The organism is uncultured Microbacterium sp., from assembly GCF_947489255.1.
Classification (GTDB): domain Bacteria; phylum Actinomycetota; class Actinomycetes; order Actinomycetales; family Microbacteriaceae; genus Microbacterium; species Microbacterium phycohabitans.
Genome location: NZ_CANLCY010000002.1, coordinates 711,717 through 719,847, shown reverse-complemented (window position 1 = coordinate 719,847; position 8,131 = coordinate 711,717). Strand labels below are relative to the sequence as shown.

Here is an 8,131-nt window from a genome sequence, read left to right as displayed (position 1 = left end):
GACCCTGTGGGAGAGTAGGACACCGCCGGACTTCCTTTAACGAAATGGCCACCCAACGCTGGGTGGCCATTTCGCATTCACGGGGGACATTCCCCCTTGTGTGATGACAGCGCCGGTACGCACCCTCCGTGGACACGGGGGACGCGTACCGGCGCTTCGTCGTACCCGGACGGCTAATGTCGACGGAGTGAGTGAGTTCGCGGGGCACCTTCCGGGCAGCCGCGACTATCGACGGCTCCTCATCGGGCTGTTCTTCGGCGGGGTCGCAACCTTCGCGCAGTTGTACTCGACGCAGGCGTTACTGCCGGCGATCGCCGACGACGTCGGCACGGCTCCGGCGGGGGCTGCGCTCACGGTGTCGGCGTCCACGTTGGGGCTCGCTGCGGCGGTCATTCCGTGGTCGATCGTGGCGGACCGCGTCGGGCGCATTCCGGCGATGGCGATCGGGCTCATCGCCGCGACCATGCTCGGTGCCGCGACCCCCCTGGCGCACGACATCGTCATCCTGCTCGTCCTGCGCCTGCTCGAGGGGGCCGCTCTGGGGGCCGTTCCGGCGGTGGCTCTCGCCTACCTGAGCGAGGAGGTCGACGCCCGTCACGTCGCGGCGGCCGCGGGCTCCTATATCGCGGGCACGACCGTGGGCGGTCTGAGCGGACGCGTGCTGTCGGGCTGGGTGGGGGAGGCGGCCGGGTGGCGGTGGGGCGTGGCATCCGTGGTTCTGCTCTGCGTGGTCGCGGCGGTGCTCTTCCTCTCCCTCGTCCCGGCGGCGCGCGGGTTCGTCCCGGGCCGCCGGCGCGCGGTGCGCGGTCCGTCGATCCTCCGGCGCCTCGCGGTGAACCTGCGGTCTCCGGTGCAGCTCGCACTGTACGCGCAGGGGTTCCTGCTGATGGGCGCGTTCGTCGCGGTCTACAACTACCTGGGCTTCCACCTGAGCGCGGCGCCCTTCTCGCTGCCGCCTGTGGTGATCACGCTGTTGTTCCTGGCGTATCTGGCCGGGACGATCTCGTCGCCCCAGGCGGGCACGATGGCCGTGCGGTACGGCCGCTTTCCCGTGCTCGCCATCGGGATCGCGGTGATGGCGGCCGGGGCGGCGCTGATGCTCGTGCCCGCGGTCGTCGCTGTGCTGGCGGGCCTGATCGCGTTCACCGCCGGGTTCTTCGCCGCGCACGCGGTGGCATCCGGATGGACCCCGGTCGCGGCGGCACCGGAAGCGCGAGCGCAGGCGTCTTCGTTGTACTACCTCGGTTACTACGCGGGCTCGAGTCTGTTCGGGTGGGCGCTGGGCGTCGTCTTCGGCGCCGTGGGGTGGGGGTTGTTCCTCGCCGCGGTGCTGGCGATGTGCGCGGCGGCTCTCGCTCTCGCTCTTGTCGTGCTGCACCGTGGTGGTCGCGGGGGTGCGCGCGCCTGAGCGTTCGCGCCGGATCATCGACACGCGGCGTCCGCAGGTCAATGCCCACGTCCGACAGGGAGGGGACCGACTAGCGTCGAGGGTGACGTGAGGGAGGTCGGGAGTGGACGACGCCGATGAGCGCACCATGACGGATGACGAACTGGTCGACGCGCAGCAGGCTGCTGCCGCGGGCGACATCGATGAGGTGGGCGAAACCGTCACCGAGATCAGCTACGACGAACAGCGCTATCCCGCGCGTCCGCGCCGGCTGCGCCCCCGGGATCAGTTCCGGGGCGGGACCCTGCGGCGCTTCCTCACCGACCCGCGCAACGCCAACGGCGGCAACCCGTCGTACGTGGAGTGGCTGGTGCGGCAGTCGATGCTGAAGGACGCCGACGTGCTCAGCCGCCAGCTGTCGGGGCAGCCGTCGATGTGGCGGAATCCGTACGCGCGTCCGGATGCCCGTCGGGCGATCGAGTCGACCGACGTTTGGTTCACCGCCTATCCCATCTCGCTCATCACCCGCCCGGGGGAGTCGTTCCTCGACGCGCTGGGCGACGAGGCGCTGTGGGAAGCGTTCGAGTGGGTGGGCATCAACGGCATCCACACCGGTCCGGTGAAGCGGGCCGGCGGCATCACGGGCTGGCAGGAGACGCCCAGCGTCGACGGTCACTTCGACCGCATCAGCACCCAGATCGATCCCGAGTTCGGCGACGAGAACGCGTTCCGTCGGGTCGCGGACGTGGCCGAGTCGCACGGGGGGAGCGTCATCGACGACATCGTGCCCGGGCACACCGGCAAGGGGGCGGACTTCCGCCTCGCCGAGATGGCGTACAAGGACTACCCCGGGATCTACCACATGGTCGAGATTCCGCGCGAAGACTGGGCCCTGCTGCCGGAGGTCCCTGCCGGTCGCGACTCCGTGAACCTCGACGCGGAGACCGAGCGGGAGCTGAGCGCACGCGGGTACATCATCGGCGAGCTGCAGCGCGTGATCTTCTACACGCCCGGCGTGAAGGAGACCAACTGGAGCGCCACGGCGCCGGTGGTCGGCACCGATGGCTTGGAACGCCGCTGGGTCTACCTGCACTACTTCAAGGAGGGTCAGCCCTCCATCAACTGGCTCGACCCCACGTTCGCGGGTATGCGCCTGGTCATCGGCGACGCCCTGCACTCGCTCGGCGACCTCGGCACGAGCGCGTTGCGGCTGGACGCCAACGGCTTCCTCGGCGTCGAGAAGAGCGCGGAAGGACTGCCGGCCTGGTCGGAGGGACACCCCCTCTCGCACGCGGCGAACCACATCATCGCCGGCATGGTGCGCAAGGTCGGCGGGTTCACGTTCCAGGAGCTCAACCTGACGATGGAGGACATCCGCGACACGGGCGCCGTCGGCGCTGATCTGTCGTACGACTTCGTCACGCGTCCCGGGTACCACCACGCGCTCGCGACGGCGAACACCGAGTTCCTGCGCCTCGCCCTGAACACCGCCCTCGAGACCGGCGTCGAGCCGGTGCAGCTCGTGCACGGGATGCAGAATCACGACGAGCTCACCTACGAACTCGTGCACTGGGCCACGACGCACCGCGACACCGTCTACCCGTTCCGCCACGACGAGCACACCGGGGGCGAGATCGCCGAGATGGTGCGAGCTGATCTGACTCAGAAGCTCACGGTCGACGCGGACTACAACCTCGTTTTCACGCAGAACGGCATCGCCTGCACCACGGCATCCCTCATCGCCGCGACGCAGGGGAAGGCGACCCTCGATGAGATCACCGAGGCGGACATCCCCGCGATCCGCGATGCGCACCTGCTGCTGGCGAAGTACAACTCCTGGCAGCCGGGCGTGTTCGCGCTCTCGGGGTGGGACCTCACGGGTTCGCTCACCCTTCGCGCGGACGACGTGCGGCACCTCATCGCGTCGGGAGACACCCGGTGGATCGAGCGGGGCGGCCACGACCTGCTCGACGTGGCTCCTGAGGCCGTCTCCTCGGTGTCGGGGATGCCGCGGGCCCGCTCGCTGTACGGATCGCTGGGCGATCAGCAGGCCAACCCGGAGTCGTTCCTGTCGGGGCTCCGTGACGTGCTCCGCATCCGCGGCGACCACCGGATCGCCATCGCGACGCAGGTCGACATCCCCCAGGTGGGACACCCCAGCATGCTCGTGATGGTTCACCGGCTCGACGGGGGAGACCGCCGCGCCGAGGACGCTCCGCTGCAGATCACGGTGCTCAACTTCTCGGGCGAGACCATCGAGGGCACCGTGCGCTCGGAGTTCCTGGTGCCGCAGAGCACGGCGGTGGACGCGGCGACGGGCGACGTCGTCGGTCGCGTCGACGAGCTGCAGAGCTTCTCGCTCGAGCTCGGGCCCTACGCGGGACTCTTCCTGGTGCTCGACGCCCCCGAAACCGAGGACTGAGTCACGGCGGGGAGCGGCGGTCCTGCGGCCGTGCTCCCCGCCGTGCGTCTGTCGGGCGAGTGGTGTTGCGCGGGCGGGCGGTGTCGCGCGGGCGATGTCGGAGGCCGGGCGTAGCGTGTGCCCGTGCCCACCGTCGTCTGTCTCGTGCCCGGCTGCGGCCGGGGCGTCGCCCCGGACGCACCTGTCTCGGTGTGCACGTGGCATCTCGCGGTCGGGGCGGAGTGGGCGGCGGAGACCGACGGCGTCACCGACCTGCTGCCGGCGCCGTGCCGCCTGTGCGGGTCGCGTCTGGGCGTGCGGTGGCCGAGCGGATGGTTGTGCGCCGTGTGCGAATGGCGCCACGGCGAGCCCGTCGACGACGAGCTCCCGCCGCCCCGGGTCGACGTCGTCTACTACCTGAGGTTCGACGACCGCATCAAGATCGGGACGAGCGCACGACCCCGGCAGCGCCTCGCCGCCGTGTGGCACGACGAGCTGCTCGCCTTCGAGCCGGGGGACCGTCTCGTCGAGCAGCGCCGTCACCGGCAGTTCGCCGACGAGAGGTTCGGCCGCGCGGAGTGGTTCCGGCGCAGCGCCGCTCTCGACGCGCACGTCGCCGCGTTGGCGGCGGGCGTCGACGACCCGTGGGCGCTGTACGCACGGTGGACGAGCGAGGCCATCGCCCGTCGCGGATGACGTCTTCACGGGCGTACGACGCGGTGAGCGCACGGGCAACCCCTCCCTCCCACGCGATCCCCGCCGTAGCGTGGGGTCGACGACGAGAGAGGCCAAGGCATGGGACTATTCGATCGACTGTTCGGGTCGGGGGACGACCGCACCGCCCGCGCCGCGGCACCCGCCTCCCGCGGTCAGGCGAGCGGGATGCGCGACGCAGAGGGACGCTACGCGCCGCCGCCTCCCGCGGCAGCGCCCTCGGCGGCATCCGGAACCGAAGACGATCAGCGGGCGATCGAGCGCTACCGCTATCTGCTGCGCACCGCGCCTCCCGAGACGGTCGAGCAGGTGCACGCCGAGGCCTTCGGTCGACTCACGCCGGCGCAGCGCCGCCAGGTGCTCGACGAGATGTCGTCGGGATTGACGCCGTCGGAGCGGCCGGCGAGCGACGACCCCCGCGCACTCGCCCGCGCGGCGACGCGCGCGGAGTACTCGCAGCCCGGCTTCATGGAGCGGACCTTCGGCGGTCGCTCCTTCGGCGGCGGCGCCGGACCGGGCTTCGGATCGATGCTCGGCGCGTCGATGCTCGGCACCATCGGCGGCTACGTCGTGGGCTCGGCGCTCGTGGGTGCGATGTTCGATCCCGGATACGACGCGGGCTACGCGGACGGCGTCGCCGCGGATGCCGGAGCGGATGGATCCGGAGCGGATGCTGCGGCCGACACGGGCGGAGGGGACGTCGGGGGCTTCGACGGCGGAGGCTTCGGGGGAGGGGACTTCGGGGGAGGCGACTTCGGTTTCTGATCCGTGAGCGCCGCGCCGGCGCCCGACGTCGGCGTGCCGCGGTCGGATCACACGGTCGTGGACCCGCGGAACGATATCGTCGAGGCCATGGCGCCCCGCATCTCCCGAGTGCGCCTCGGCCTGCGGCGCAGCATCGTGGCGAACCAGATGCTCCTGGCCGCGGCGGCGTTCATCGGCATCCTGGTGTCGATCTCGGTCGAGCACGTGATCGATCCCAGTCGGTTCCTCGCCGGTGCCGCCCTGCTCTTCGCGGGTGCCATCTCGGCGGTCCTCCTCCCGTGGGACCGTGTGCCGCAGGTGTGGGCGGCTCTGCTCCCCATCGTCGACGTCGTGGCCATCGCCCTCATGCGCGAGAGCGCGCCGCTGGCGGGGCTCGGGCTGCTGTGGACCTTCCCGGCCCTGTGGATCGGGACGGTCTTCGGGGTACGGGGCATCGTCGCGGTCTCGGTCTCGGTGACGATCGTGATGTTCCACCAATCCATGGCGGTCGACCTGCAGCGCTTCACCGCGTCGACGCTGCTGCTGCCCTTCGTCGTCGCGGCGCTGTCGACGATCGCCCACTTCACCGCGCGTCGCGCGCAGGCGCAGCGGGAGCTCCTGGAGAAGCAGTCGGCGGAGCTCCGCCGCGCCGTGGAGCGCGCGCGTCGGCAGGAGGATCTGGTCACCGAGGTGCTGGATGCCGTCGACTTCGGCGTCACCCGCGTCACGGCGGCCGGCGAGTTCGCGGTCACGAACGCCGCCCACGCTCGTCTGCTGGCCACCACCGACGTGTTGGGACGTGAGATCGAGGTGTTCGCCGCCGACGGATCGACCCTTATCGCGGCGGATTCGACGCCCCTCGCCCGCGCGCGGGCCGGTGAGGTCTTCGAGGGCGAGATGGTCTGGTACGGCGGACCCGGAGAAGACCGGCGCGCGTTGAGCGTCACGGCGCGCCGCCTGCCGGCGGCCGAGAACGGCGAGATCAGCGGGGTCATCGTCTCGCGGGACGTCACGGTCGAGGAGCAGGCGCGTCGTGCACGGGAGGACCTCGTCGCGAGCGTGTCGCATGAACTGCGCACCCCGCTCACCTCGATCATCGGCTACCTCGAGCTCGCCCTCGACGACCCCTCCATCGCTCCCGCGACCCGCGACAGGCTGGCGGTGGCCGAGCGCAACGCGTCGCGTCTGCTGGAGCTGGTCGCCGACATCCTCGCCCTGTCGGCCACCTCCCGCGAGGGGGTGGGGGTCGAGCTCGAACTGCGCGCGACGGATGTGGCGGCGGTGGTCCGGGCGGCGATCGAGTCGATCGCCCCGCGCGCCGTGGATCACGGTGTGCACATCGATGCCTCCGGCGTCGTCGAGGCGCGAGCGGTGATCGACGCGCGCCGCGTGCGGCAGATCGTCGACAACCTCCTGTCGAATGCCATCAAGTACATCCCCCGCGGCGCGGCGGTGAGCGTGTCGGTGCAACAGGACCTGCATTCGGTCTCGATCCTCGTGGCCGACAACGGGCCCGGGATCTCCGTCGCCGAGCAGGGCCGCCTCTTCGAGCGCTTCTTCCGCGGGGATGCCGTCCGCAACTCCTCGGCGCACGGCAGCGGCCTCGGCCTGGCGATCAGCCGTGACCTCGCGCGCGCCCACGGCGGCGAGATCACCGTGCGGACCGCTCGGGGCGAGGGCGCCGTGTTCACGGTGCGCCTTCCGCGAAACCCCCGGGAGGGCGAATGATCTTCGACGTCCTGACGCTGCAGGCCTCGGCAGCCCTCGTCATCGTGGTCTCCGCGGTCATGTACCTGCTCGACACGATCATGCTCAAGGACGGCCTGCCCGGGCGCCTCTGGTCCGGCGCCTACCTCGCGGGCACCTTCTCCGCGCTCTGCTACATCGCCTGGCTGCTGCTGCCCGATGTCTTCGTGGCGGTGGCCGTGGGCAACGGCGCGTTCGTCGCGGCGACGGGGTTCATCTGGCTGGGGTGCGTCGCCTTCAACGGCCGCGCCTTGCGAGGGTCCGCGATCCTCCTCGGCGCCGTCGTGCTGCTCGTGATCGTGTCGGCCCTCGCGGCCGGTCCGGCGGGAGGCGACTGGGCCGGTGCCATCCCGTTCTTCCTGGGCAACGCGCTGTTCGCCGTCCTCGGGGCGGTCGAGACGCGACGCGGCGCCATCGGCCGGCGCTGGAGCACGGTGGGCCTGACGATCATCCTGGCCATCGAAGCGGTCTGGTTCGTCAGCCGCACGGGGGTGTTCCTCGCGAGCGGGCCGGACAGCGAGCTGTTCCGCACGGTTTTCGACACCCGGGTGTCGGCGTTGCTGACGATCACCCTCGTGATCGCGGCGGTGACGGTGACCTCGGTGCTCCGGGCGAACGAGTCGACCCTGCGCGGTTCGCCCGACGTCCGCCGACTGTCGGTGGATGCCAACGGCGTGCTGTTCCGCGAGTCGTTCGAGGCCACGCTCGCCATCGTCTGCGGGCGGGCCGAGCTCGCCGGCGAGGGCGTCTGCGTGATCGGCATCCGCATCGACGATCTGCGGCGGGTCGCCGTGGCGTTCGGCCCGGACGACGCGGAACAGATCGCTCGGGAGCTGCGCCGCGCGGTCCGCCGGTACTCGCCCACGATGGCGCTGGTGGGGGAGGCCGACACAACCGGCCTCGCGGTCGCGTTCACGACCGGACCGACGACCGACATCGGGCGCGTCGCGCGCGCGCTGCACGACAGCGTCGTGAGCGATCTTTCGCACTTGAGCATCTCGGTGGTGCCCGTGGTCGGCGTCGGTGTCGCGGTCACGGCGGATCACGGGTACGACTCGCAGGCGCTCACGCTGCGGGCCGACGAAGCGGCCGCGCGGGCCGCCGCGACGGGGGAGCAGTCCTTCCGGATCGGGTGAGGG

The 8,131-nt window shown here is 71.2% G+C and carries 6 protein-coding genes; all 6 read left to right on the top strand.

Going from position 1 to position 8,131, the window contains the following annotated elements:
- Window positions 1–187 precede the first annotated feature (187 nt).
- The 6 genes from Q0818_RS07315 (at window position 188) to Q0818_RS07290 (ending at window position 8,128) form a co-directional block, all read left to right on the top strand.
- The gene (locus Q0818_RS07315; RefSeq protein ID WP_298873118.1) at window positions 188–1,408 is read left to right on the top strand and encodes an MFS transporter; all 1,221 of its coding nucleotides are present in this window, start codon (window positions 188–190) and stop codon (window positions 1,406–1,408) included.
- Between the two features lie 103 nt (window positions 1,409–1,511).
- Window positions 1,512–3,809 (top strand): maltose alpha-D-glucosyltransferase, encoded by a 2,298-nt coding sequence (treS, locus tag Q0818_RS07310; RefSeq protein ID WP_298873116.1) that lies wholly within the window; start codon window positions 1,512–1,514, stop codon window positions 3,807–3,809.
- 123 nt (window positions 3,810–3,932) lie between these two features.
- Window positions 3,933–4,484, top strand: a complete 552-nt coding sequence (locus Q0818_RS07305; protein WP_298873114.1) for a GIY-YIG nuclease family protein — start codon at window positions 3,933–3,935, stop codon at window positions 4,482–4,484.
- A gap of 99 nt (window positions 4,485–4,583) precedes the next feature.
- Window positions 4,584–5,267 carry a hypothetical protein gene (locus Q0818_RS07300; RefSeq protein ID WP_298873110.1) on the top strand — a complete coding sequence of 228 codons (684 nt, stop codon included), beginning with the start codon at window positions 4,584–4,586 and terminating at the stop codon, window positions 5,265–5,267.
- 87 nt (window positions 5,268–5,354) lie between these two features.
- Window positions 5,355–6,974: a HAMP domain-containing sensor histidine kinase gene (locus tag Q0818_RS07295; protein ID WP_298873108.1), complete on the top strand. Its 1,620-nt coding sequence runs from the start codon at window positions 5,355–5,357 to the stop codon at window positions 6,972–6,974.
- Complete coding sequence (locus Q0818_RS07290) at window positions 6,971–8,128, top strand: hypothetical protein (RefSeq protein ID WP_298873105.1); 1,158 nt, start codon at window positions 6,971–6,973, stop codon at window positions 8,126–8,128. The genes Q0818_RS07295 and Q0818_RS07290 overlap by 4 nt, the downstream gene beginning before the upstream one ends.
- Window positions 8,129–8,131 lie beyond the last annotated feature (3 nt).